This is a genomic window from Pseudomonas paraeruginosa (assembly GCF_003025345.2).
Lineage (GTDB): Bacteria > Pseudomonadota > Gammaproteobacteria > Pseudomonadales > Pseudomonadaceae > Pseudomonas > Pseudomonas paraeruginosa.
On sequence record NZ_CP020560.1, the window covers coordinates 4,821,787 to 4,845,656 of the forward strand.

Annotated in this window: 28 protein-coding genes; 12 read left to right on the forward strand and 16 right to left on the reverse strand. The window is 65.3% G+C overall.

Going from position 1 to position 23,870, the window contains the following annotated elements:
• Positions 1-54: 54 nt before the first annotated feature.
• Together cysN and cysD are read right to left on the reverse strand one after the other, a co-directional pair.
• Positions 55-1,953: a sulfate adenylyltransferase subunit CysN gene (gene cysN / locus B7D75_RS22855; RefSeq protein ID WP_043101282.1), complete on the reverse strand. Its 1,899-nt coding sequence runs from the start codon at positions 1,951-1,953 to the stop codon at positions 55-57.
• Between the two features lie 11 nt (positions 1,954-1,964).
• The gene (gene cysD, locus B7D75_RS22860) at positions 1,965-2,882 is read right to left on the reverse strand and encodes a sulfate adenylyltransferase subunit CysD (protein WP_034080938.1); all 918 of its coding nucleotides are present in this window, start codon (positions 2,880-2,882) and stop codon (positions 1,965-1,967) included.
• 343 nt (positions 2,883-3,225) lie between these two features.
• On the opposite strand from cysD, the gene mltB reads away from it, so the two are divergent.
• Entirely contained in the window at positions 3,226-4,341 is a 1,116-nt protein-coding gene (gene mltB / locus B7D75_RS22865; RefSeq protein ID WP_053814531.1) for a lytic murein transglycosylase B, read from the forward strand.
• Here mltB and B7D75_RS22870 read toward each other — a convergent pair.
• Entirely contained in the window at positions 4,316-5,074 is a 759-nt protein-coding gene (locus B7D75_RS22870; protein WP_034080940.1) for a Nif3-like dinuclear metal center hexameric protein, read from the reverse strand. The two genes, mltB and B7D75_RS22870, sit on opposite strands and share 26 nt — an antisense overlap.
• 117 nt (positions 5,075-5,191) lie before the next feature.
• On the opposite strand from B7D75_RS22870, the gene algW reads away from it, so the two are divergent.
• Positions 5,192-6,361 carry a Do family serine endopeptidase AlgW gene (gene algW, locus B7D75_RS22875; RefSeq protein ID WP_012077206.1) on the forward strand — a complete coding sequence of 390 codons (1,170 nt, stop codon included), beginning with the start codon at positions 5,192-5,194 and terminating at the stop codon, positions 6,359-6,361.
• Positions 6,362-6,407: 46 nt separating this feature from the next.
• On the opposite strand, the gene hisC is transcribed toward algW, so the two are convergent.
• The 10 genes from hisC to B7D75_RS22925 all read right to left on the reverse strand — a co-directional run bounded on the left by hisC (position 6,408) and on the right by B7D75_RS22925 (position 14,256).
• Positions 6,408-7,463: a histidinol-phosphate transaminase gene (gene hisC, locus B7D75_RS22880; protein WP_012077207.1), complete on the reverse strand. Its 1,056-nt coding sequence runs from the start codon at positions 7,461-7,463 to the stop codon at positions 6,408-6,410.
• 2 nt (positions 7,464-7,465) lie between these two features.
• Positions 7,466-8,788: a histidinol dehydrogenase gene (gene hisD / locus B7D75_RS22885; protein ID WP_003155076.1), complete on the reverse strand. Its 1,323-nt coding sequence runs from the start codon at positions 8,786-8,788 to the stop codon at positions 7,466-7,468.
• 127 nt (positions 8,789-8,915) lie between these two features.
• Positions 8,916-9,551, reverse strand: coding sequence for an ATP phosphoribosyltransferase (hisG, locus tag B7D75_RS22890; RefSeq protein WP_012077209.1), 636 nt, complete (start codon positions 9,549-9,551; stop codon positions 8,916-8,918).
• Between the two features lie 16 nt (positions 9,552-9,567).
• A complete protein-coding gene (gene murA / locus B7D75_RS22895) occupies positions 9,568-10,833 on the reverse strand; it encodes a UDP-N-acetylglucosamine 1-carboxyvinyltransferase (RefSeq protein ID WP_107114449.1) in 1,266 nt (421 codons plus the stop codon).
• 22 nt (positions 10,834-10,855) lie between these two features.
• Positions 10,856-11,095 (reverse strand): BolA family protein, encoded by a 240-nt coding sequence (locus tag B7D75_RS22900; RefSeq protein WP_003094334.1) that lies wholly within the window; start codon positions 11,093-11,095, stop codon positions 10,856-10,858.
• Between the two features lie 116 nt (positions 11,096-11,211).
• On the reverse strand, positions 11,212-11,520 hold the full coding sequence (locus B7D75_RS22905) for an STAS domain-containing protein (RefSeq protein ID WP_107114450.1): 309 nt from the start codon (positions 11,518-11,520) through the stop codon (positions 11,212-11,214).
• The gene (locus B7D75_RS22910) at positions 11,517-12,164 is read right to left on the reverse strand and encodes an MlaC/ttg2D family ABC transporter substrate-binding protein (RefSeq protein WP_003155083.1); all 648 of its coding nucleotides are present in this window, start codon (positions 12,162-12,164) and stop codon (positions 11,517-11,519) included. Before B7D75_RS22910 ends, B7D75_RS22905 begins: the two co-directional genes overlap by 4 nt.
• Positions 12,165-12,175: 11 nt before the next feature.
• Entirely contained in the window at positions 12,176-12,649 is a 474-nt protein-coding gene (mlaD, locus tag B7D75_RS22915; protein WP_003094339.1) for an outer membrane lipid asymmetry maintenance protein MlaD, read from the reverse strand.
• Entirely contained in the window at positions 12,650-13,447 is a 798-nt protein-coding gene (gene mlaE, locus B7D75_RS22920) for a lipid asymmetry maintenance ABC transporter permease subunit MlaE (RefSeq protein WP_003155085.1), read from the reverse strand.
• Complete coding sequence (locus B7D75_RS22925; RefSeq protein WP_003094343.1) at positions 13,447-14,256, reverse strand: ATP-binding cassette domain-containing protein; 810 nt, start codon at positions 14,254-14,256, stop codon at positions 13,447-13,449. Before B7D75_RS22925 ends, mlaE begins: the two co-directional genes overlap by 1 nt.
• A 409-nt stretch (positions 14,257-14,665) precedes the next feature.
• Between B7D75_RS22925 and kdsD the strand changes: the two genes are divergently transcribed.
• From kdsD to B7D75_RS22975, 10 genes are all read left to right on the forward strand, one after another.
• Positions 14,666-15,646: an arabinose-5-phosphate isomerase KdsD gene (gene kdsD, locus B7D75_RS22930; RefSeq protein ID WP_170870649.1), complete on the forward strand. Its 981-nt coding sequence runs from the start codon at positions 14,666-14,668 to the stop codon at positions 15,644-15,646.
• A complete protein-coding gene (locus B7D75_RS22935; RefSeq protein ID WP_107114451.1) occupies positions 15,646-16,185 on the forward strand; it encodes a KdsC family phosphatase in 540 nt (179 codons plus the stop codon). Before kdsD ends, B7D75_RS22935 begins: the two co-directional genes overlap by 1 nt.
• 8 nt (positions 16,186-16,193) lie before the next feature.
• Positions 16,194-16,766 carry an LPS export ABC transporter periplasmic protein LptC gene (lptC, locus tag B7D75_RS22940; protein ID WP_003155089.1) on the forward strand — a complete coding sequence of 191 codons (573 nt, stop codon included), beginning with the start codon at positions 16,194-16,196 and terminating at the stop codon, positions 16,764-16,766.
• Positions 16,753-17,280, forward strand: a complete 528-nt coding sequence (lptA, locus tag B7D75_RS22945) for a lipopolysaccharide transport periplasmic protein LptA (RefSeq protein ID WP_012077214.1) — start codon at positions 16,753-16,755, stop codon at positions 17,278-17,280. Before lptC ends, lptA begins: the two co-directional genes overlap by 14 nt.
• Positions 17,280-18,005 carry an LPS export ABC transporter ATP-binding protein gene (gene lptB / locus B7D75_RS22950; RefSeq protein WP_003155093.1) on the forward strand — a complete coding sequence of 242 codons (726 nt, stop codon included), beginning with the start codon at positions 17,280-17,282 and terminating at the stop codon, positions 18,003-18,005. Before lptA ends, lptB begins: the two co-directional genes overlap by 1 nt.
• 226 nt (positions 18,006-18,231) lie before the next feature.
• Positions 18,232-19,725: an RNA polymerase factor sigma-54 gene (locus tag B7D75_RS22955; RefSeq protein ID WP_034080943.1), complete on the forward strand. Its 1,494-nt coding sequence runs from the start codon at positions 18,232-18,234 to the stop codon at positions 19,723-19,725.
• Positions 19,726-19,802: 77 nt separating this feature from the next.
• The gene (gene hpf, locus B7D75_RS22960) at positions 19,803-20,111 is read left to right on the forward strand and encodes a ribosome hibernation-promoting factor, HPF/YfiA family (RefSeq protein WP_003155096.1); all 309 of its coding nucleotides are present in this window, start codon (positions 19,803-19,805) and stop codon (positions 20,109-20,111) included.
• Between the two features lie 13 nt (positions 20,112-20,124).
• The gene (ptsN, locus tag B7D75_RS22965) at positions 20,125-20,589 is read left to right on the forward strand and encodes a PTS IIA-like nitrogen regulatory protein PtsN (protein WP_003155098.1); all 465 of its coding nucleotides are present in this window, start codon (positions 20,125-20,127) and stop codon (positions 20,587-20,589) included.
• Position 20,590: 1 nt separating this feature from the next.
• Positions 20,591-21,451, forward strand: coding sequence for an RNase adapter RapZ (gene rapZ / locus B7D75_RS22970; protein ID WP_003155100.1), 861 nt, complete (start codon positions 20,591-20,593; stop codon positions 21,449-21,451).
• A gap of 29 nt (positions 21,452-21,480) precedes the next feature.
• Positions 21,481-21,753 (forward strand): HPr family phosphocarrier protein, encoded by a 273-nt coding sequence (locus B7D75_RS22975; RefSeq protein WP_003155102.1) that lies wholly within the window; start codon positions 21,481-21,483, stop codon positions 21,751-21,753.
• Positions 21,754-21,824: 71 nt separating this feature from the next.
• On the opposite strand, the gene B7D75_RS22980 is transcribed toward B7D75_RS22975, so the two are convergent.
• From B7D75_RS22980 to B7D75_RS22990, 3 genes are all read right to left on the reverse strand, one after another.
• Positions 21,825-22,727: a ZIP family metal transporter gene (locus tag B7D75_RS22980; protein ID WP_034080945.1), complete on the reverse strand. Its 903-nt coding sequence runs from the start codon at positions 22,725-22,727 to the stop codon at positions 21,825-21,827.
• Between the two features lie 66 nt (positions 22,728-22,793).
• On the reverse strand, positions 22,794-23,408 hold the full coding sequence (locus tag B7D75_RS22985) for a superoxide dismutase (protein ID WP_034080946.1): 615 nt from the start codon (positions 23,406-23,408) through the stop codon (positions 22,794-22,796).
• A 12-nt stretch (positions 23,409-23,420) separates the two neighbouring features.
• The gene (locus B7D75_RS22990; protein ID WP_012077234.1) at positions 23,421-23,870 is read right to left on the reverse strand and encodes a hypothetical protein; all 450 of its coding nucleotides are present in this window, start codon (positions 23,868-23,870) and stop codon (positions 23,421-23,423) included.

Here is a 23,870-nt window from a genome sequence, read left to right on the forward strand (position 1 = left end):
GACGCCCATGAAAAAGCCCCGCATCCGCGGGGCTTTTTCATGGCTGCGAAACGATCAGATCGCCTGGCGTTCGCGCAACAGCTCGAGCACCTGCTTCACGCCGTCCTCGACGCTCAGCGACTGGGTATCGATCACAAGGTCGGCGTCCAGCGGCACATCGTAGGGGAAGGACTCGCCAGGGATGTTGTCCTGTCCCGCCGCATACAGCCCTTGGGGATCGCGTTCGCGGCAGACCTGCGGCGAGGCCTGCACGTAGACCGTGATCAGGCGCTCGGCGCCGATCAGCGCCCGGGCCTGCGCGCGACCTTCCGCGCTCGGCGCGACGAAGGCGCACAGGCTGATCAGCCCGGCCTCGTTGAACTGCTTGGCGACGTGCGCGGTGCGCAGCCAGTTCTCGGTGCGCCCGGCGCGATCCTGCGGCAGGCCCTTGTTCAGGTCGTGGCGCAGGTTCTGTCCGTCGAGCACGTAGACCGCGCGGCCCATGTCGAACAGCTTGCGCTCCACGGCATAGGCCAGGGTGCTCTTGCCGGCGCCGGAGAGGCCGCTGAACAGCACGGTGGCCGGCTGCTGGCCGAAGCGCGCGGCGCGCTCCTCGCGGGTGACGTGGGCGCTCGCGCCATGCTGAGCCGCGCCATGGCCTGCCGGCGGCTCGGAGATGATCATGCCGGCGCCGACGGTGCCGTTGGTCAAGCGGTCGATGACGATGAAGGCACCAGTGGTGCGGTTCTGCTCGTAGCCGTCCAGCGCGATGGGCGCGTCCAGGCTGACCTTGACCCGGGCGATCTCGTTGAGCTTCAGCTCGCTGCCCGGGGTCTGCTCCAGGGTGTTCACGTCCACCTTGTGGACGATGCTCGGGATCGAGCCCGGCACGTAGCTGGTGGCGCGCTTGATGTCGTACTTCTTGCCAGGCAGCATCGGTTCCTCGGCCATCCACACGAGCATGGCGTCGAAGCCGTCGCTGACCAGCGGGCGGTTGTCGGCATGCACCAGCATGTCGCCGCGGGACACGTCGATCTCGTCTTCCAGGGTCAGGGTGACGGCCTGGCCGGGTCCGGCCTGCTCCAGTTCGCCCTCGAAGGTGACGATGGACTTCACCTTGCTGCCCTTGCCGGACGGTAGCGCCACGACCTCGTCGCCCTTGCGCACCACGCCGCTGGCCAGGGTGCCGGCGAAACCGCGGAAGTTCAGGTTCGGCCGGTTAACGTACTGCACCGGAAAGCGCATGTCGTCGAGGTTGCGGTCGGCGGCGATCTCGACGGTCTCGAGGATCTCCATCAGCGACTGGCCGCTGTACCAGGGCGAACGCTCGGACTTGTTGACCACGTTGTCGCCCTTGAGCGCCGACATCGGCACGAAGTGCAGCGAACTGGTCTTCAGGCCGATCTTCTCGGCGAAGGCCAGGTAGTCGGCCTTGATCCGCTCGAAGACACCCTGGTCGAAGTCCTTCAGGTCCATCTTGTTGATCGCCACGACGATGTGGCGGATGCCCAGCAGCGAAGCGATGAAGCTGTGCCGGCGGGTCTGGGTCTGCACGCCGTAGCGGGCGTCGATGAGGATGATCGCCAGGTCGCAGGTCGATGCGCCGGTGGCCATGTTGCGGGTGTACTGCTCGTGGCCGGGGGTGTCGGCGATGATGAACTTGCGCTTGGCGGTGCTGAAGTAGCGGTACGCCACGTCGATGGTGATGCCCTGCTCGCGCTCGGCCTGCAGGCCGTCGACCAGCAGCGCGAGGTCGACGTCGTCACCGGTGGTGCCGACCTTCTTCGAGTCGCGGGCGATCGCCTCCAGGTGATCCTCGTAGATCATCTTGGAATCGTGCAGCAGGCGCCCGATCAGGGTGCTCTTGCCGTCGTCGACGTTGCCGCAGGTGAGGAAGCGCAGCAGTTCCTTGCGTTCGTGCTGCCCCAGGTAGGCGAGGATGTCCTCGCTGATCAGATCGGATTGATGAGACATGCTGCGTATCCTCAGAAATAGCCCTGACGTTTCTTTTCTTCCATCGAACCGGCCTGGTCATGGTCGATGACCCGGCCCTGGCGTTCGGAAGTGCGCGTCAGGAGCATTTCCTGGATGATTTCCGGCAGCGTGGTGGCGCTGGACTCCACCGCGCCGGTGAGCGGGTAGCAGCCGAGGGTACGGAAACGCACCATGCGCTTCTCGATGCGGGCCTTCTCTTCGTCCGAGAGGTGCTCGAGGATGCGCTCGTCGTCGATCATGATCAGCGTGCCGTTCTTCTCGATGACCTCGCGCTCGGCGGCGAAGTACAGCGGGACGATCGGGATGCCTTCGAGGTAGATGTATTGCCAGATGTCCAGCTCGGTCCAGTTGGACAGCGGGAAGACGCGGATCGACTCGCCCTTCTTCACCTTGCCGTTGTAGATGTTCCACAGCTCGGGGCGCTGGTTCTTCGGATCCCAGCGATGCTTGCTGTCGCGGAACGAATAGACACGCTCCTTGGCCCGCGACTTTTCCTCGTCGCGCCGCGCGCCGCCGAAGGCGGCGTCGAAACCGTACTTGTCCAGGGCCTGCTTGAGGCCCTCGGTCTTCATCACGTCGGTGTGCTTGGCGCTGCCGTGGGTGAACGGGTTGATCCCCTGGGCGACGCCGTCCGGGTTGACGTGGGTGATCAGGTCCAGGCCCATTTCCTCGACCATGCGCTCGCGGAACCTGTACATCTCCTGGAATTTCCAGCGGGTGTCCACGTGCATCACCGGGAAGGGCAGCTTGCCGGGGAAGAAGGCCTTGCGGGCCAGGTGCAGCATGACCGCGGAATCCTTGCCGATCGAGTACAGCATCACCGGGTTATCGAACTCGGCGGCCACCTCGCGGATGATGTGGATGCTTTCCGCCTCCAGCTGTTTCAGGTGCGTCAGTTTGTCGACCATGGCTACTCACGGAATTGCTTATGGACGGCCGTCGGGCCGTAGACGAACGCGCACTCTATCACAGCGCAAGGCTCTAAAAGATCAGCCTGTTATACCGAAAGAATATACCCATATAGCCATCCGCGCTCAGCGCCGAAGCCGGCGGAAACACTGGCCTGGAGAGGAATTCCGCAGTCTCGGCGAAGCCCTCTCGAGCGGGTACGCACAGCGTCTTTCTCCACCACGTCGACAACCGGGCCCCGCCTGGCGGGGCATCCGCGGCGACCCTTCGGCGCCTCGACTTGTACGTCGCCGGCACTGCGCTAGCATAGCGGGCATCGTTCCCCGGCCAAGAAGACCGCACATGCGCCGCACCGCCCTCGCCCTGCCCCTGTTCCTCCTGGTCTCAGCCTGCAGCAGCGAACCGACGCCGCCTGCCAAACCCGCCGCCAAGCCCCAGGCCCGCAGCGTCATCTCGCCCCAGCCGGTACGCAAGTCGGTACAGCCGATCCTGCCGCTGCGTGGCGACTACGCGAACAATCCGCAGGCCCAGCGCTTCATCGACCGGATGGTCAGCCAGCACGACTTCAATCGCCAGCAACTGCATGACCTGTTCGCCCAGACCCAGCGCCTGGACTGGGTGATCCGCCTGATGGACCGCCAGGCGCCCAGCTATACCCCACCCAGCGGGCCGAACGGCGCCTGGCTGCGTTACCGGAAGAAGTTCGTCACCCCGGGCAACGTGCAGAACGGCGTGCTGTTCTGGGACCAGTACCAGGCCGACCTTCAGCGCGCCTCGCGCATCTATGGCGTGCCGCCGGAAATCATCGTCGGCATCATCGGCGTGGAGACCCGCTGGGGACGGGTGATGGGCAAGACGCGGATCATCGACGCGCTGGCCACCCTGTCCTTCTCCTACCCGCGCCGCGCGGAGTTCTTCAGCGGCGAGCTGGAGCAATTCCTCCTCCAGGCGCGCAAGGAAGGCAGCGACCCGCTGGTCCTGCGCGGTTCCTATGCCGGCGCCATGGGTTACGGCCAGTTCATGCCGTCCTCGTTCAGCAAGTACGCGGTGGACTTCGACGGCGATGGGCATATCGACCTGTGGAACCCGCGCGATGCGATCGGCAGCGTCGCCAACTATTTCAAGCAGCACGGCTGGGTCAGCGGCGATCGCGTGGCGGTTCCCGCCAGTGGCCGCGCGCCCTCGCTGGAGGACGGCTTCAAGACGCTCTACCCGCTCGACGTGCTGGCCTCAGCCGGACTACGCCCGCAGGGTCCGCTCGGCGGCCACCGGCAGGCGAGCCTGCTGCGCCTGGACATGGGCAGGAACTACCAGTACTGGTACGGCCTGCCGAACTTCTACGTGATCACCCGCTACAACCACAGTACCCACTACGCGATGGCCGTCTGGGAACTGGGCAAGGCAGTGGACCAGGCGCGTCACGGCGCCGTGGTCAGGCAGGATTGGGACAGTCGATGAACAGGTGTTCGATGGCGAAGCGCTTGCCCAGGTAGTCGCCCAGCGCCTGCACCCCGTAGCGCTCGGTGGCGTGGTGTCCGGCGGCGATGAAGCTGATGCCGTTCTCCCGCGCGCTGTGCACGGTCTGCTCGGAAACCTCGCCGGTCAGGTAGGCATCCACGCCGGCGGCGATCGCCTGGTCGATGTAGCCCTGGGCGCCGCCGGTGCACCAGGCGATGCGCCGGATCGGCTGGCCGGCATCGACCAGCAGCGGCTCGCGCCCCAGCGCATCGCGCACATGGCGGGCGAAGTCGGTGGGCTGCATCGGCTCGGCAAGCGAACCGAGGAGGACGATGGAACGCGGATTGCCGGGCTCCAGCGGCCCTTCCACCTCGAGGCCGAGTTGCCGGGCGAGTTGCACGTTGTTGCCCACTTCGGGATGCAGGTCCAATGGCAGATGGTAGGCCAGCAGGCTGATGTCGTTGTTCAGCAGGGTCTTCAGGCGCCGCTGCTTCATGCCGACCACGCACGGATTCTCGCCCTTCCAGAAGTAGCCGTGATGCACCAGCACCACGTCGGCCTCGGCCTCCACGGCGGCATCCAGCAGCGCCTGGCTGGCAGTGACCCCGCTGACGATGCGCCGCACCTGCGGCCGGCCTTCGACCTGCAGGCCGTTCGGGCAGTAGTCCTGGATGCGCGCGGCCTCCAGGTAGCGGTCGGCTTCCTCGACCAGGGTGCTCAGGGCGATGGCCATGGCAAAATCCTCTTCATTCAGGCAGGGCGCGCCGCTCCTCTAATGGACGGCTTCGCCCTATAATGGCCGCCACCTTATCGGCCGTTTTTCGGCCTCGCAACCCCAAGGATTTTCCCGATGCCCAAGGCCCTGCGTTTCCTCGGCTGGCCCGTGCTGGTCGGCGTGCTGCTGGCCCTGCTGATCATCCAGCGCAACCCCGAATGGGTCGGCCTGCCGCGCCAGGAGGTGCATGTCGAGCAGGCGCCGCTGCTCAGCCGCCTGCAGGAAGGCCCGGTGTCCTACGCCAATGCGGTGAGCCGGGCGGCTCCCGCGGTGGCCAACCTGTACACCACCAAGATGGTCAGCAAGCCGTCCCACCCATTGTTCGACGACCCGATGTTCCGCCGCTTCTTCGGCGACAACCTGCCGCAACAGAAGCGCATGGAGTCGAGCCTCGGCTCGGCGGTGATCATGAGCGCGGAAGGCTACCTGCTGACCAACAACCACGTCACCGCCGGCGCCGACCAGATCATCGTGGCCCTGCGCGACGGCCGCGAGACCATCGCGCAACTGGTCGGCAGCGATCCGGAAACCGATCTCGCGGTACTGAAGATCGACCTGAAGAACCTGCCGGCGATGACCCTCGGCCGCTCCGACGGCATCCGCACCGGCGACGTCTGCCTCGCCATCGGCAACCCGTTCGGCGTCGGCCAGACGGTGACCATGGGCATCATCAGCGCCACCGGGCGCAACCAGCTCGGTCTGAACACCTACGAGGACTTCATCCAGACCGACGCGGCGATCAATCCGGGCAACTCCGGCGGCGCGCTGGTCGATGCCGCCGGCAACCTGATCGGCATCAATACCGCGATCTTCTCCAAGTCCGGCGGTTCCCAGGGCATCGGTTTCGCCATCCCGACCAAGCTGGCCCTGGAGGTCATGCAGTCGATCATCGAGCATGGCCAGGTGATCCGTGGCTGGCTCGGCGTCGAGGTCAAGGCGCTGACCCCGGAGCTGGCGGACTCCCTGGGCCTCGGCGAAACCGCCGGGATCGTCGTCGCCGGCGTCTACCGCGACGGCCCGGCGGCGCGCGGCGGCCTGCTGCCGGGCGACGTGATCCTGACCATCGACAAGCAGGAAGCCAGCGATGGCCGCCGCTCGATGAACCAGGTGGCGCGCACCCGGCCGGGGCAGAAGATCAACATCCTGGTGCTGCGCAACGGGCAGAAGGTCAACCTGACCGCCGAGGTCGGCCTGCGTCCGCCGCCGGCGCCGGCGCCGCAGCAGAAACAGGACGGCGGCGAGTAGAGAGCCTGCCCGAATGAAAACGGCGCCCGCGGGCGCCGTTTTCGTTTCACTTGAGGAAGTGCAAGGCGTCCAGCAGCGCCTGGTTCTGCTCCGGGCTGCCGATGGTGATGCGCAGGAACTGCTCGATCCGCGCCTGCTTGAAATGGCGGACGATCACCCCCTGCTCGCGCAGGGTCGCGGCGATCTGCCCGGCCTCGTGCCGCGGATGGCGGGCGAAGACGAAGTTGGCCGCCGACGGCAGTACCTCGAAGCCCAGCGCCCGCAGCGAGCCGCTCAGCGTCTCGCGGCTGTCGATCACCGCCTGGCAGGTGCGGCGGAAGTAGGCATCGTCCTCGAAGGCCGCCGCCGCGCCGGCGATCGCCAGGCGATCCAGCGGATAGGAGTTGAAGCTGTTCTTGATCCGCTCCAGCGCCTCGATCAGCTCGGCATGGCCGACCGCCAGGCCGACCCGCAGACCGGCCAGGGAACGCGACTTGGACAGGGTCTGGGTGACCAGCAGGTTCGGGTAGCGATCGACCAGGGCGATGGCGCTGTCGCCGCCGAAGTCGACATAGGCCTCGTCGACCACCACCACCGAGTCCGGCGATGCCTTCAGCATCGCCTCGATGGCGTCCAGCGGCAGCAGGCAGCCGGTCGGTGCGTTCGGGTTGGGGAAGATGATCCCGCCGTTGGGCCGCGCATAGTCCTCGACGCGGATGCGGAACTGCTCGTCCAGCGCGATCTTCTCGTACGCGATGCCGTACAGGCCGCAGTAGACCGGGTAGAAGCTGTAGGTCACGTCCGGGAACAGCAACGGCAGGTCGTGCTGGAACAGGCCGTGGAAAATGTGCGCCAGGACCTCGTCGGAGCCGTTGCCGACGAACACCTGGTCGTCCCGTATGCCGTAGTGCCCGGCCACCGCCTTCTTCAGGCGCTCGCCGTTGGGGTCGGGGTACAGACGCAGGTCGTCGTTGAGCTCCGCCTGCATGGCGGCGAGGGCCCTGGGCGACGGACCGTAGGGGTTCTCGTTGGTGTTCAGCTTGACCAGCCGCGACAGCTTCGGCTGCTCGCCCGGCACATAGGGCACCAGATCCTTGACGAACGGGCTCCAGAACTTGCTCATGCTCAGCTCTCCTTCTCGTCGAGGATGCGGTATTCGGCGCTACGCGCGTGGGCGGTCAGCGACTCGCCGCGGGCCAGTACCGAGGCGGTGCGGCCGAGGACCGACGCGCCCTGCGCCGAGCAGTTGATGATCGAAGAACGTTTCTGGAAGTCATATACCCCCAGCGGCGAAGAGAAACGCGCGGTACCGGAGGTCGGCAGCACGTGATTCGGCCCGGCGCAGTAGTCGCCCAGCGCCTCGGCGGTGTAGCGGCCCATGAAGATCGCGCCGGCATGACGGATCTCCGGCAACCAGCTCTCCGGATCGGCCACCGACAGTTCCAGGTGCTCCGGCGCGATGCGGTTGGCCACCGCGCAGGCCTGGGCCTGGTCGGCGACCTGGATCAGCGCGCCGCGCCCCTCCAGGGAGGTGCGGATGATCTCGGCGCGCTCCATGGTCGGCAGCAGGCGGGCGATGCTTTCCGCGACCCGGTCGAGGAACGCCGCGTCCGGACTGACCAGGATCGACTGGGCGTCCTCGTCGTGCTCGGCCTGGGAGAACAGGTCCATGGCGATCCAGTCGGGATCGGTCTGGCCGTCGCAGACCACGAGGATTTCCGAGGGGCCGGCGATCATGTCGATGCCGACCTGGCCGAACACGTGGCGCTTGGCGGTGGCCACGTAGATGTTGCCGGGGCCGACGATCTTGTCTACCCGCGGCACGCTTTCGGTGCCATAGGCCAGCGCGGCCACGGCCTGCGCACCGCCGATGGTGAAGACCCGGTCGACGCCGGCGATGCAGGCGGCGGCGAGGACGATCTCGTTGATTTCGCCGCGCGGGGTCGGCACCACCATGACCACCTCGGTCACCCCGGCGACCTTGGCCGGGATCGCGTTCATCAACACCGAGGACGGGTAGGACGCCTTGCCGCCCGGCACGTAGAGGCCGGCGCGGTCCAACGGAGTGACCTGCTGGCCGAGCACCGTACCGTCGGCCTCGGTATAGCGCCAGGAGCCCTGCTTCTGCTTCTCGTGGTAACTGCGCACGCGCTCGGCGGCAACTTCCAGGGCCTCGCGCTGGGCCGCCGTGATACGGGTCAGGGCCAGTTCCAGGCGCTCGCGCGGCAGGATCAGGTCGGCCATCGAGGCGGCCTGCAGGCCGTCGAAGCGCTGGGTGAACTCGACCACGGCGGCGTCGCCGCGGCTGCGCACGGCGGCGATGATATCGAGGACGCGCTGGTTGACCGAGTCGTCGGAAACACTTTCCCAGCTCAGCAGATGATCCAGATGACGCCCGAAGTCCGGATCAGCGGCGTTGAGTCGACGGATAGCGAAGGGAGCGGTCATAGCGAGCCTCTTTTATGGATGGCGTTGTCTCGGGCGCCGCTAGACTACCAAGCCCACCGTGCGGGCACCCGAGAAAATTTGGCTATGACACGGATAGGCAGGTGCGGCGCGAGGGGCCGCACGGGTATCAGTGACGGTGTCGCGCCTCGACGGCGTCGCGCAGGGTATCGATCAGCGCCTGGATGCGAGCATGCTGCATCTTCATCGAGGCCTTGTTGACCACCAGGCGCGAACTGATCGTGGCGATCAGTTCCTGGGGCTCCAGGCCATTGGCGCGCAGGGTGTTGCCGGTATCCACCACGTCGATGATCTTGTCGGCGAGGCCGACCAGCGGCGCCAGCTCCATCGAGCCGTACAGCTTGATCACGTCGACCTGACGGCCCTGCTCGGCGTAGTAGCGCTTGGCGACATTGACGAACTTGGTGGCCACCCGCAGGCGTCCCTTGGGTTCGGCCGCGCCGATGGCGCCGGCGGTCATCAGCTTGCAGTTGGCGATCCGCAGGTCCAGCGGTTCGTAGAGTCCCTGGCCGCCGTACTCCATCAGGACGTCCTTGCCGGCCACGCCGAGATCGGCGGCGCCATGCTCGACATAGGTCGGCACGTCGGTGGCGCGGACAATGAGCAGGCGCACATCGGGCAGGGAGGTCGGGATGATCAGCTTGCGGCTCTTGTCCGGGTTCTCCGACGGCACGATCCCCGCCGCTGCGAGCAGCGGCAGGGTGTCGTCGAGAATCCGGCCCTTGGACAAGGCGATGGTCAGCATTTCGCGACTGCCTCCGCTAGCCCGGTACGCGGCGGATCTTCGCGCCGAGCAGCTGGAGTTTCTCTTCGATGCACTCGTAGCCACGGTCGATGTGGTAGATGCGGTCGATCAGGGTGTCGCCCTCGGCCACCAGGCCGGCGATCACCAGGCTCGCGGAGGCGCGCAGGTCGGTGGCCATCACCGGAGCGCCCTTGAGCCTGGGTACGCCGGTGACGATCGCGGTGTTGCCCTCGACGAGGATCTGCGCGCCCATGCGGTTCATTTCATAGACGTGCATGAAACGGTTCTCGAAGACCGTCTCGATGACCGCGCCGGTGCCTTCGGCGACGGCGTTCATGGAAATGAACTGGGCCTGCATGTCGGTGGGGAATGCCGGGTACGGCGCGGTGCGGATATTCACCGCCTTCGGCCGGTTGCCCTTCATGTCCAGTTCGATCCAGTTGTTGCCGGTGTTGATGTGGGCACCGGCCTCTTCCAGCTTCTGCAGGACCGCCTCGAGGATGGTCGGATCGGTGTCCTTCAGTTTCACCCGGCCACCAGTCGCTGCCGCCGCCACCAGGTAGGTACCGGTCTCGATACGGTCGGGAAGGACATTGTAGCGGGCGCCGCCGAGGCGCTTAACGCCATCGATGACGATGGTGTCGGAACCGGCGCCCTGGACGTTGGCGCCCATGGCGTTCAGGCAGTTGGCCAGGTCGACGACCTCCGGCTCGCGCGCGGCGTTCTGCAGCACGGTACGGCCGTTGGCCAGCGCGGCGGCCATCATGAGGTTCTCGGTCCCAGTCACGCTAACGGTATCGAAGAAGAACTGGCCGCCATGCAGGCCACCGACTGGGGCCTTGGCCTTGATGTAGCCACCTTCGACCTCGATCTGCGCGCCCATCGCCTCGAGACCGCGGATGTGCAGGTCGACCGGGCGCGAGCCGATCGCGCAACCGCCCGGCAGGGCCACCTCGGCCTCGCCGAAGCGCGCCAGCATGGGGCCGAGCACGAGGATCGAGGCGCGCATGGTCTTCACCAGTTCGTAGGGCGCGACCAGGGTCTTGATGCTGCTGGCGTCGACTTCGACGTTGAGCTTCTCGTCGATGATCGGCTGCACGCCCATGCGGCCGAACAGCTCGATCATGGTGGTGATGTCGTGCAGGTGCGGCAGGTTGCACACGGTGACCGGGGTATCGGCCAGCAGGGTCGCGGCCAGGATCGGCAGCGCCGAGTTCTTCGCGCCGGAAATGCGGATTTCGCCATCGAGGCGGTTGCCGCCGGTAATGATCAGTTTGTCCATCGCAGTGATTTCCCCCGTGGGCTCAGGAACGCTCGGCCCAGGCGGCGCGGCTGAAGAATTTCATGGTGACGGCGTGGATGCTGCCATCGGCGATCCAGGCGTTCAAATGGGCGTAGACCTGCTGCTGGCGCTTGACCGGGCTCTGGCCGGCCAGCTCGTCGCTGATCAGATTCAGTTGGAAATTGCACCCTTCGCCCTCGACTTCCACCTGGGTGCCGGGGAGTTTTTCCTGGAGAAGGCTCTTAACGTCTTCGGCCTGCATGCTCAACCTCAATCGGGCGCCCTACGCGCACGGTCGGCCATCATACAAAAAAGCCCTCCGCCTGCGAACCCCAGGAAGGGACGCGCAGACGGAGGGCCGCTCGTTCCGCCGGCCGGTCACGCCTGCAGCGGCAGGATTTCCAGCACGCTGCTGACCTTGGCGATCTCCCGCATGTCGTCCGGCAGTGCCCGGATGCTCAGGGTCTTGCCGGCCTTGCGCGCATCGCGCATGAAGGACAGCAGCAGGGAAATGCCCACGCTGCTGGAGCGCTCCACCGCCGAGCAGTCGACCACCAACTGCGCCGCCTGGCTGGCATGGATCAGCCGTCCGCCCTGCTCGCGCAGCGCCGGCCCGCTGCTGTAGTCGAGCACGCCGACGAGCTGCAGCTCGCCAGGCGCGCCTTCGCGCAGGCTGGCCTGGCTCATTTCGCCCCGGCCTCTTCCGCCTTCGCGGTTTCCTTGGCCTTGGCGACCACCTCGCCCCAGCCGGCGATGGTTTTCTCGAGGTCGTTGCGGTTCTTCTGCATGGTGTCGGCGAACTGGTCACGGAACAGCTTGCCGATGTTGATACCGTTGATGATCACGTTGCGGACCTTCCAGCCGCCAGCCAGGTTGGTCATGGTGTAGGACACCGGATAGACGGTGCCCTTGCTGTCGCGGATCTCCATGTTGACGCTGGCGCGCTCGTCGCTGGGCTTGGCCGAACTGGGCAGGACACGGATGTCCTGGTTGTCGTACTCGAGCAGGGCGTTGCCGTAGAACTGCATCAGACTGTTCTTGAACACTTCCTCGAAGCGCTTGATCTGCTCCGGCGAGGCCTGCCGCGAGTACTTCACGGTCATCACGCTCTTGGCGATGCCCTCGGCGTCGACCACCGGCCCGAGGATGCGGTCGAGGGTGGCGTAGAGCTTTTGCGGATCTGCCTTGTAGGCGGCCTTGTTGGCCTTGATGTCGGAAAGCAGCTCGTCGACCGTGCCCTGCACGACCTGTTGCGGGGTCGACGCGGCCACGGAAAGCAGCGGGAAAGCCGCCAGGAGCACCAGCAGGCCACGACGCAGGAGAGTCAGCATGGAAGAGAACCTCACTTTTTGGCTTCGTCTTTGTTAACCGAGTTCAGCAGGAACTTGCCGATCAGGTCTTCCAGCACCAGCGCCGACTGGGTGTCGTGGATGGTGCTGCCGTCCTTCAGGACGTCCTCATCGCCACCCACGCTGATGCCGATGTACTTCTCGCCCAGCAGGCCGGCGGTGAGGATCGACGCGGTGGAGTCGACCGGCAGGTTGTTCACGTTCTGGTTGATTTCCATGGTCACGCGACCAGTGTAGCTGTCGCGGTCCAGGTCTACCGCGGTCACCTTGCCGATGGTCACGCCGGCCAGGGTCACCTTGCCACGCACGGTGACGCCGGCGATGTTGTCGAAGTAGGCATAGACCTTGTAGGTATCGCCAGCGTTGCCCACGCTCAGGCCGCTGACGCGCAGGGCCAGCAGCAACAGGGCCAGCAGGCCGGCCAGGAGGAACAGGCCGACACCGATTTCCAGGGTGCGGGTTTGCATTCAGAAATCTCCAAACATCAAAGCAGTCAGAATGAAGTCGAGCCCCAGCACCGCCAGGGAGGCATAGACCACGGTACGCGTCGTCGCGCGACTGATCCCTTCCGAGGTCGGTTCGCAGTCGTAGCCCTGGTAGACCGCGATCCAGGTCACCACGAAAGCGAACACGATACTTTTGATCACGCCGTTGAGCACATCCTCGGTGAACTGCACGCTGTTCTGCATGTTCGCCCAGAACGATCCCTCGTAGACTCCCAGCCAGTCGACCGCGACCATCGCCCCGCCCCAGATGCCGACCACGCTGAAGATCGCGGCGAGCAGCGGCATGGAAATGAAGCCGGCCCACAGGCGCGGCGCGACGATGTACTTGAGCGGGTCGACGCCGATCATTTCCAGGCTGGAAAGCTGCTCGGTGGCCTTCATGTTGCCGATTTCCGCGGTCAGCGCCGAACCGGCCCGGCCGGCGAACAGCAGACCGGTCACCACCGGGCCGAGTTCACGCAGCAGGGTCAGCGCCACCATCTGCCCGACGGCCTGCTCGGAGCCATAGGAAATCAGGATGTTGTAGCCCTGCAGGGCGAGCACCATGCCGATGAACAGCCCCGAGACGACGATGATCGCCAGGGACAGCACGCCCACTGAGTAGAGTTGCTTCACCAGCAGGTGCAGGCCGGCGCCCGGCGTGCGCCGACCGAGCAATGCATGGCCGAGGAACAGGGTCGAACGGCCGAGCGCGGCGACCACGTCGAGGCCGGCGCGACCGAACAGGCGCACGCGCTCGAGGGGAGAGACTCTACGCATCAGCGTTCTCCCAGCAGGTCGGCCCGGTAGTCGCGGGCCGGGTAATGGAACGGAACGGGGCCATCCGGGATTCCCTTGACGAACTGGCGGATACGGGGATCGTCGGTTTCCTTGAGCACGTCCGGGGTCCCGTGGCCAAGCACCCGGCCATCGCCGACGATGTAGATGTAGTCGGCGATGCTGGCGGTTTCGGCCAGGTCGTGGGAAACCACGATGCTGGTGATGCCCAGGGCATCGTTGAGCAGGCGGATCAGGCGCACCAGAACGCCCATGGCGATCGGGTCCTGACCCACGAAAGGCTCGTCGTATAGAAGGATCTGCGGGTCCAGCGCGATCGCCCGGGCCAGCGCGACGCGGCGCTTCATGCCGCCGGACAGCTCGTCGGGCATCAGCTCCACGGCGCCGCGCAGGCCGACGGCCTGGAGTTTCATCAGGACGATGTCGCGGATCATTTCCTCCGGCAGCTGGGTATGCACCCGCAGCGGAAACGCCACGTTCTCGAACACGTCGAGATCGGTGAACAGCGCGCCGCTCTGGAACAGCACGCCGAACTGCTTGCGCATGTCGAACAGGTCGCCGCGCGAGAGTTGCGGCAGGTTCTGACCGTTGACCCAGACTTCCCCTTTCGAGGGACGCAGCTGGGAGGCGATCAGCCGCAACAGCGTGGTCTTGCCGCAGCCGGACGGACCCATGATGCCGGTCACCTTGCCGCGCGGAATACGCACATCGATGTTGTCGAAAATCGCCCGCGATCCGCGCTTGAAGGTCAGGCCCTTCAACTCGACCGCGTAGGCACTATCGGTGCTCATCAGGACTCCTTGCGATGCGACCCGTCCATGCTAGACGCTCTGCCCCGTCGCAGAGGCACGCATCCGGGAGGGCCGAATGGGCGCGGACTATAGCACCGCGGCGGGTTGTCGCCCAAGGCCCGGTGCCGTGCCGTTCAGCTTGAATTCAGCTTGTTCGGAGCGATCTCCAAGCCTTTTAGGACATATCGCACACTTCAGGTTCAGCGCGGACAGAAAAAAATCACACCGTGGTCGAATATATCGACATTTGCGCAGTCATAGCGCGGAGGGCGGATAACCACGGCGTAACAGCGCGTTACAGCCGCCGCGCCATCGTTCGCGCGCCGCCGACCGGGTTCGCTGCACGGTTGGTGTAAGCCGGGCACGCTTTCCCGTTATAATCCCGCCTTTCATCCAGGCGCCACATTCGTTGAACATGAGCCAGAACCTCGATTTCATCCATTCCGCCCAGCGCACCATCGGCCTCGAGCGCGACGCGGTAGACAGCCTGCTGGCGCGGATTGGCGACGATTTCGTCAGGGCCTGCGAACTGCTGCTGGCCGGCAAGGGCCGGGTCGTCGTGGTCGGCATGGGCAAGTCCGGCCACATCGGCAAGAAGATCGCCGCGACCCTGGCCAGCACCGGCACCCCGTCCTTCTTCGTGCATCCGGCCGAAGCCAGCCATGGCGACATGGGCATGATCACCGAGGACGACGTGGTCCTCGCCCTGTCCAATTCGGGCTCCACCGCGGAAATCGTCACCCTGCTGCCGCTGATCAAGCGCCTGGGCATCACCCTGATCAGCATGACCGGCAACCCCGAATCGCCGCTGGCCAAGGCCGCGGAGGTCAACCTGGACGCCAGCGTCGGCCAGGAAGCCTGCCCGCTGAACCTGGCGCCGACCTCTTCCACCACCGTCTCCCTGGTGCTCGGCGACGCCCTGGCGATTGCCCTGCTCGAGGCCCGCGGCTTCACCGCCGAGGACTTCGCCTTTTCCCATCCGGGAGGTGCGCTGGGCCGGCGCCTGCTGCTGAAGGTGGAAAACGTCATGCACGTCGGCGAAGAACTGCCACAGGTATTGCTCGGCACTTCGCTGACCGGCGCGCTGATGGAGATGACCCGCAAGGGCCTGGGCATGACCGTGGTGCTCGACGAACACGGCAAGCTCGCCGGCATATTCACCGATGGCGACCTGCGCCGCGCGCTGGACCGGGGCGTCGACGTGCGCCAGGTCACCATCGACCAGGTGATGACCGTCCACGGCAAGACCGTCCGCGCCGAGATCCTCGCCGCGGAAGCCCTGAAGATCATGGAAGACAACAAGATCGGCGCACTGGTGGTGGTCGACGCGGACGACCGTCCGGTCGGAGCCCTGAACATGCACGACCTGTTGCGCGCAGGAGTGATGTAATGAGCGATACCCAATCGGCCATGGAACTCTCGGCCCGGGCCCGCCAGGTGCGCCTGGCGATTTTCGACGTCGATGGCGTGCTGACCGACGGCAAGCTGTATTTCCTCGTCGACGGCAGCGAGTTCAAGACCTTCAACACCCTCGACGGCCACGGCATCAAGATGCTGATCGCCTCCGGCGTGCGCACCGCCATCATCACCGGCCGCGACACCCCGGTGGTCGAGCGCCGCGCGCGCAACCTGGGCATCCAGCATCTCTACCAGGGCCGGGAAGACAAGCTCGCGGTGCTCGACGAACTGCTCGGCGAACTCGGGCTAGGCTATGAGCAGGTCGCCTACCTGGGCGACGACCTGCCCGACCTGCCGGTTATCCGCCGCGTCGGCCTCGGCATGGCGGTGGCCAGCGCCGACCCGTTCGTCCGCCAGCACGCCCACGGAGTCACCGCGACCCGCGGCGGGGAAGGCGCGGCCCGGGAGTTCTGCGAACTGATCATGCGCGCCCAGGGCACGCTCGAAGCCGCCCAGAGCGCCTACCTGTAGAGCCGACCATGCCGAAAACACTGCAACAGAAACTGCTGCTCGCCCTGATCGCCCTGCTGTTGATCGTCGCGGGCTATTACTGGAACGTCGGACTTGAACTGTTCAACGAACAGCCAGCCCGGCCCGGCCAGGACAACACCATCGACTACTACGCCGAGAACGCCCACAGCCTGCAATACCAGGAGAACGGCAGCCTCGACTACGAGATGACGGCGGTGAAGCTGGAACACCAGAAGGCCACCGACATCACCTTCGTCACCACCCCCGATCTGCTGCTGTTCCGCGGCAACGTGCAGCCCTGGCATATCCAGAGCGCCCGCGCCGAAGTCGGGCCGAAAGGCAAGGAAGTCGAACTGATCGACGACGTGCGCGTCGCGCGCACCGATGCCAAGGGCCAGCCAAGCATCCTCACCACCACCCGGCTGACCGTATTCCCCGACAAGAATTATGCACAGACCGAGCAAGCCGTTAAAATCGACGCGGCCAATGGAGTGACGACGGCTGTTGGAATGAAAGCGTATCTGAAAGACAGCCGGATGCACCTGCTGTCCAACGTAAGAGGTCAGCATGAGGTTCGTTAACACCCTCCCCCTTGTATTCGGTCTGACTGCCGTCCTCGGCAGTTCCCTGGCATGGGCCCTGCCCTCGGATCGCGAGCAACCGATCCGCGTCCAGGCCGACAGCGCCGAACTGGATGACAAGCAAGGCGTCGCGGTCTACCGCGGCGATGTCGTGGTGACCCAGGGCAGCACCAGGCTGACCGGTAACACCGTGACCCTGAAACGGGACAAGAACGGCGACGTCGAGGTGGTGACCTCGGTCGGCAGGCCCGCCTACTACGAGCAGAAGCCCGCGCCTGACAAGGACGTGACCAAGGCCTACGGCCTGACCATCCAGTACTTCGTCACGCAGAACCGGGTCGTGCTGATCGACCAGGCCAAGGTGATCCAGGAAGGCAACACCTTCGAAGGCGAGAAGATCGTCTACGACACCCAGCGCCAGATCGTCAACGCCGGCCGCGCCACCGGTTCCCAGGTGACCAGTCCGCGCCCGCGCATCGACATGGTCATCCAGCCGAAGAAAAAGGCCCAGTAATGGCAACGCTCAGAGCCCAGCACCTGGCCAAAAGCTATAAAGGCCGGCAAGTCGTCCGCGACGTCAGCATGTCCATCGATAGCGGGCAGATCGTCGGCCTCCTCGGCCCGAACGGTGCCGGCAAGACCACCTGCTTCTACATGATCGTCGGCCTGGTGCAGGCCGACCAGGGCGTGGTCCGCATCGACGAGCAGAACGTCACCCACCTGCCGATGCACGGGCGGGCGCGCGCCGGTATCGGCTACCTGCCGCAGGAGGCCTCGATCTTCCGCAAGCTGTCGGTGTCCGACAACATCATGGCGATCCTCGAGACCCGCAGCGACCTCGATCGCAACGGACGCAAGGACGCCCTGGAAGGCTTGCTGCAGGAGTTCCACATCCACCATATCCGCGACAACCTCGGCATGAGCCTGTCCGGCGGCGAGCGACGCCGGGTGGAAATCGCCCGGGCCCTGGCCAGCGCGCCGAAGTTCATCCTCCTCGACGAACCCTTCGCCGGCGTGGACCCGATATCGGTCGGCGACATCAAGCAGATCATCCATCACCTGAAGGCAAAGGGTATCGGCATCCTCATCACCGACCACAACGTCCGCGAGACCCTGGACATCTGCGAAACGGCGTATATCGTCAATGATGGGCAGTTGATCGCGGAAGGCGATGCCGAGAGCATCCTCGCCAACGACCTGGTCAAGGAAGTCTACCTGGGGCACGAGTTCCGCCTCTGAAGAAATCTCCTACCGTGCCCTCCGGCCCTGCCGGAGCGGTTTCGCACGTCCCCGGTTTTTACGGGTAGAGGTGTCGCCACGGGCGGATGATTTATTCGGAGCAACCCTAGGCAAAGTACGAAAATTCAGGCATATAATTTGCTTCCTGGCGGTGCCGCCACCTCGGCACCCGTAGTAGTGGATGGTGCCATCCGGTACCAGCGAATAAGGTACTAAGCCCTCAGCCATGAAACCATCGCTAGTCCTCAAGATGGGCCAGCAGCTGACGATGACGCCTCAGCTGCAACAGGCCATACGCCTCCTCCAGCTCTCCACCCTGGACCTCCAGCAGGAAATCCAGGAAGCGCTGGAATCCAATCCCATGCTCGAACGCCAGGAAGACGGCGACGATTTCGACGGCAGCGACCCGCTCGCCGATGGCGCCGAACAGGCAACCAGCGCGCCGCAGGAGAGCGCCCTCCAGGAAAGCACCACGCCCAGCGTAGAAAGCCTCGACGACGACCAGTGGAGCGAGCGCATCCCCAGCGAACTGCCGGTGGATACCGCCTGGGAGGACATCTACCAGACCAGCGCCAGCAGCCTGCCCAGCAGCGACGACGACGAATGGGACTTCACCGCGCGCACCAGCAGCGGCGAGAGCCTGCACAGCCACCTGCTCTGGCAGGTGAACCTGGCGCCGATGTCGGACACCGACCGCATGATCGCGGTGACCATCATCGACAGCATCAACAATGACGGCTATCTGGAGGAGTCCCTCGAGGAGATCCTCGCCGCCCTCGATCCGGAGCTGGACGTCGAGCTCGACGAAGTCGAAGTCGTGCTGCGCCGCATCCAGCAGTTGGAGCCCGCCGGCATCGGCGCCCGCAACCTGCGCGAGTGCCTGTTGCTGCAACTGCGCCAGCTGCCACCCGCCACGCCCTGGCTGGACGAAGCCCTGCGCCTGGTTTCCGACTACCTCGACCTGCTCGGCGGCCGCGACTACGGCCAGTTGATGCGGCGCATGAAGCTCAAGGAAGACGAGTTGCGCCTGGTCATCGAGTTGATCCAGTGCCTGCATCCACGGCCCGGCTCGCAGATCGAGTCGAGCGAGGCCGAATACATCGTCCCGGACGTCATCGTGCGCAAGGACAACGAGCGCTGGCTGGTGGAACTGAACCAGGAGGCGATGCCACGCCTGCGTGTCAACGCCACCTATGCCGGCATGGTCCGCCGTGCCGACAGCAGTGCCGACAATACCTTCATGCGCAACCAGTTGCAGGAAGCGCGCTGGTTCATCAAGAGCCTGCAGAGCCGCAACGAGACCCTGATGAAGGTGGCGACGCAGATCGTCGAACACCAGCGTGGCTTTCTCGACTACGGCGAGGAAGCCATGAAGCCGCTGGTCCTGCACGACATCGCCGAAGCGGTGGGCATGCACGAGTCGACCATTTCGCGGGTCACCACGCAGAAGTACATGCATACGCCGCGCGGTATTTTCGAGCTGAAATATTTCTTTTCAAGTCACGTCAGCACCGCCGAAGGCGGGGAATGCTCGTCCACCGCGATCCGCGCGATCATCAAGAAACTGGTGGCCGCGGAAAATGCGAAAAAGCCATTGAGCGACAGCAAGATCGCTGGTTTACTGGAGGCACAGGGCATTCAAGTGGCTCGCCGCACCGTCGCCAAGTACCGCGAATCCCTGGGCATAGCCCCTTCGAGCGAGCGCAAGCGACTGGTGTGACGTTGATCCACGCCAAGGTGTTCCGGAGGCAGGTTGCTAACCTGCCACTTACACACGGGCAACAAGGAGAACGCGGTATGCAAGTCAACATCAGTGGCCATCAACTGGATGTGACCGACGCCCTGCGCGACTATGTCGGCGAGAAACTGAGCCGTCTGGAGCGCCATTTCGACAAGATCACCAATGTGCAGGTGATCATGGAGGTCGAGAAACTGAAGCAGAAGATCGAAGCCACCCTGCGCGTCGCCGGTGGCGAGATCGTGGCCAATGCGGAACATGAGGACATGTACGCGGCCATCGACCTGCTGATCGACAAACTCGACCGTCAACTGATCAAACACAAAGAGAAGTACCTCGAACGGCAGCAAGGCGTAGGCGCCCGCTGATCTCCCCTCCCCTATGATCCGACTTGAGCAAATCCTGACCCCCGGCCGTTCCCTCGTGAACGTGCCGGGCGGCAGCAAGAAACGCGTCCTCGAACAAATCGCCAACCTGGTAGCCAGGGAGCTGCCGGAATTCGACGCCCAGGACATCTTCGAAAACCTGGTGGCCCGGGAAAAGCTCGGCTCCACTGGCTTCGGCAATGGCATCGCCATTCCACACTGCCGCCTGGCCGGCTGCCAGAGCCCGATCAGCGCCGTGCTGCATCTGGATGCCCCGGTGGACTTCGACGCGCTGGACGGCGCGCCGGTCGACCTGGTCTTCGTCCTCCTGGTACCGGAGGCCGCGACCGAAGAACACCTCGAACTGCTCCGGCAGATCGCCGCCATGCTCGACCGTGCCGACGTACGCGAGCGCCTGCGCAGCGCTCCCAGTGCCGAAGCGCTTTATCAGATCGTGGTAGACGTACAGAACGGGCAATGACATGCGCCTGATCATCGTCAGTGGCCGCTCGGGGTCGGGCAAGAGCACCGCCCTGAACGTCCTCGAAGACAACGGCTTCTATTGCATCGACAACCTGCCCGCCAGCCTGCTTCCCGACCTGGCGCAACGCGCGCTGCTGCACACCGAGCTGCTGCACCCGCAGGTCGCGGTATCGATCGACGCACGCAACCTGCCCAGCCAGTTGCAACGCTTCCCCGAGCTGCTGCAGGAAGTGCGCGACAACCATATCAACTGCGACGTGCTGTACCTCGACGCCGACGACGAAACGCTGCTCAAGCGTTTCTCGGAAACCCGTCGACGCCATCCCCTGACCACCGATACCCGTTCGCTGGCCGAAGCCATCGGCGACGAGAGCCAGCTGCTCGGACCGATCGCCGACCTCGCCGACCTAAAGCTGGACACCACCAGCCTCAACCTCTACCAGCTGCGCGACACCATCAAGCTGCGCCTGCTGAACAAGCCGGAGCCGGGAACAGCGTTCCTCGTCGAGTCCTTCGGCTTCAAGCGCGGCATGCCGGTCGACGCCGACCTGGTGTTCGACGTGCGCTGCCTGCCGAACCCCTACTGGAAGCCCGAGCTGCGCGACCATTCGGGGCTGGAGCCGGAAGTCAGGGAGTACCTGGCCGCCCAGCCGGACGTCGAGGAGATGTACCAGGATATCGTCGGCTACCTGAACAAATGGCTGCCGCGCTTCGCCGCCAGTAACCGCTCATATGTGACAGTTGCGATCGGCTGTACCGGCGGCCACCATCGCTCGGTCTACCTCGCCGAACGGATTGGCGCTGCACTCAGGGAATCCCTGAAGAACGTGCAGATCCGCCACCGCGATCTCAACAGCTAGCCCATAACAAGAAGGACAGACTCCCCACGATGCCCGCCCTCGAGATCACCATCATCAACAAGCTCGGCCTGCATGCCCGCGCCGCGGCCAAGTTCGTCGGCGTCGCGGGACGCTATCCCTGCCAGGTCCGCGTCGGCCGCCAGGCGGACAGCTGTGTCGACGGCAAGAGCATCATGGCCGTGATGATGCTGGCCGCCGGCAAGGGCACCAGCCTGCACCTGCATACCGAGGGCGAGCAGGAGGACGAAGCGCTGAACGCACTGGTCGAACTGATCAACAACCGCTTCGACGAAGGCGAATAGCCTCTCTTCCGCCACTGAAGAAAAAAGCCGCCAACTGGCGGCTTTTTCGTTTCTTCCCTTCCGCTCGGCAACTAGCCCAGCGCGGTATCCAGCACCATCATCAGGCAGAAACCGAACACCAGGCCCAGCGTGGCCTCGGCGGCATGCCCCTGGCGATGGGACTCGGGAATGATCTCGTGGGTGACCACGAAGAGCATTGCCCCCGCCGCCGCCGCAAGGCCCCAGGGCAGGAGCAGCGCGGAGAGACCGACGAGCCAGGCGCAGAGCACGGCGAACAGCGGCTCGACCAGGCCAGACGCGGCGCCGACCAGCATCGCCTTGAACCGCGACATGCCGACCCCGGCCAGCACCAGCGCCACCACCAGCCCTTCCGGCACGTCCTGCAGGGCGATGCCCAGGGCCAGGCCGTTGGCCTCGTCCAGGCCGGCCCCGGCCGAGACGCCAACCGCCATGCCTTCAGGGATGTTGTGCAGGACGATCGCCGTGACGAACAGCAGGATGCGCGGAGGGATCCCGCCGGACAGGGGCGCGCCCTCGCGGCCGGGATGCACGTCCGGCATCAGCCGACCGAGGACGAACAGCCCCATGACGCCCAGGGCCAGGCCGAAGCTGACCAGGAAACCGGCGCCGAACCTGGAGTAGCCGAGGTCGCCGGCCGCGGAAAGCGCCGGCATGATCAGCGAAAAGGCCGTCGCCGACAGCATCACCCCGGCGCCGAATCCCAGCAGCGCATCCGACAGGCGCGCCGGCATGGTCCTTACCACCAGCACCGGCATCGCCCCGAGAGCGGTACCGAAGGCGCACAGCAGGCCGCCCTTCAGCGCCAGCACGACGGGTGCCGGGAGGTTGAGTTCGGCCAGCAACAGCGCGTGGCGACCGAGCAGATAGCCGCCACCGATGAATATCAGCAGGCCAAGCAGGTTGCGCAGGGGCCGGGCATGGCCCTCGGCGATGCTATGCAGCAAGGCTTTCATCGCACCTCCGCGACACGGGCCACACCAGGGCAGCGCCGCAGCCGCGCCCGCCCTCCTTCACGGACATCAGCGGGCCAGAGCCTGCGCATAGCGACGCGCGACCTCTCGCCAGTCGATCACGTTGTAGAACGCGCCGATGTATTCCGGGCGGCGGTTCTGGTACTTCAGGTAATAGGCATGTTCCCAGACATCCAGGCCGAGGATCGGCGTGTTGCCGTTCATCAGCGGGCTGTCCTGGTTACCGCTGCTTTCCACCAGCAGCCTGCCCTGCGGGGTCACGCTGAGCCAGGCCCAGCCGCTGCCGAAGCGGGTCAGCGCGGCCTTGGTGAAGGCCTCCCTGAACGCTTCGAAGCCGCCGAGTTCCTGGTCGATGGCCCGCGCCAGATCTCCCTCCGGATGGCCACCACCCTCGGGCGACATCACCGTCCAGAACAGCGAATGGTTGGCATGCCCGCCACCGTTGTTGATTACCGCCGTGCGCAGGTTCTCCGGCAGCCCGGCCAGTTGCAGCAGCAGGCTTTCCACCGGCTGCCCGGCGTAGGGCGTGCCTTCCAGCGCGGCGTTCAGGTTGTTCACGTAGGTCTGGTGGTGCTTGCTGTGGTGAATCTCCATGGTCAGCGCATCGATGTGCGGTTCCAGGGCATCGTAGGCATAGGGCAAGGGTGGCAAGGCATGCGGCATGGAAACTCTCCGTCAGTGATAGCGAAGTGAGGGGGGCGGAGCGAGGAACTCGGGGCGGACTTCCGCATTCGGCGGTCCCTTGAGCAGGCGCTCGGTGCGTGGATAGGCGCCGTGCTCGCCGATGAACGACAGCAGTTCGACATAGGTACGCCGGCTATGATGCTGGGCCGCCAGGCGCAGGGCCTGCGGCAGCTTCTGGTCGGCGCTGACCCGCAGCAGGCGCTCGTGGCAGGCACAGAGGTACTCGGCGGTCTCCTCCGGCTGCTCCAGTTGCAGATGCAGGTCGGCCAGGTTGTGATGGGAGATGACGAACGCCATCACCGCCTCGTCCGGATCGCCCCAGCGCTCCAGCAGGACCTGGGCCAGCGCCAGGGCGTGGAGATAGTGCTCGCGCGCATCGATCAATGCGCCGGTGACGAAGCAGCGGTTGCCCTGTTCGATCGTACGTTGCCAATGACGCAT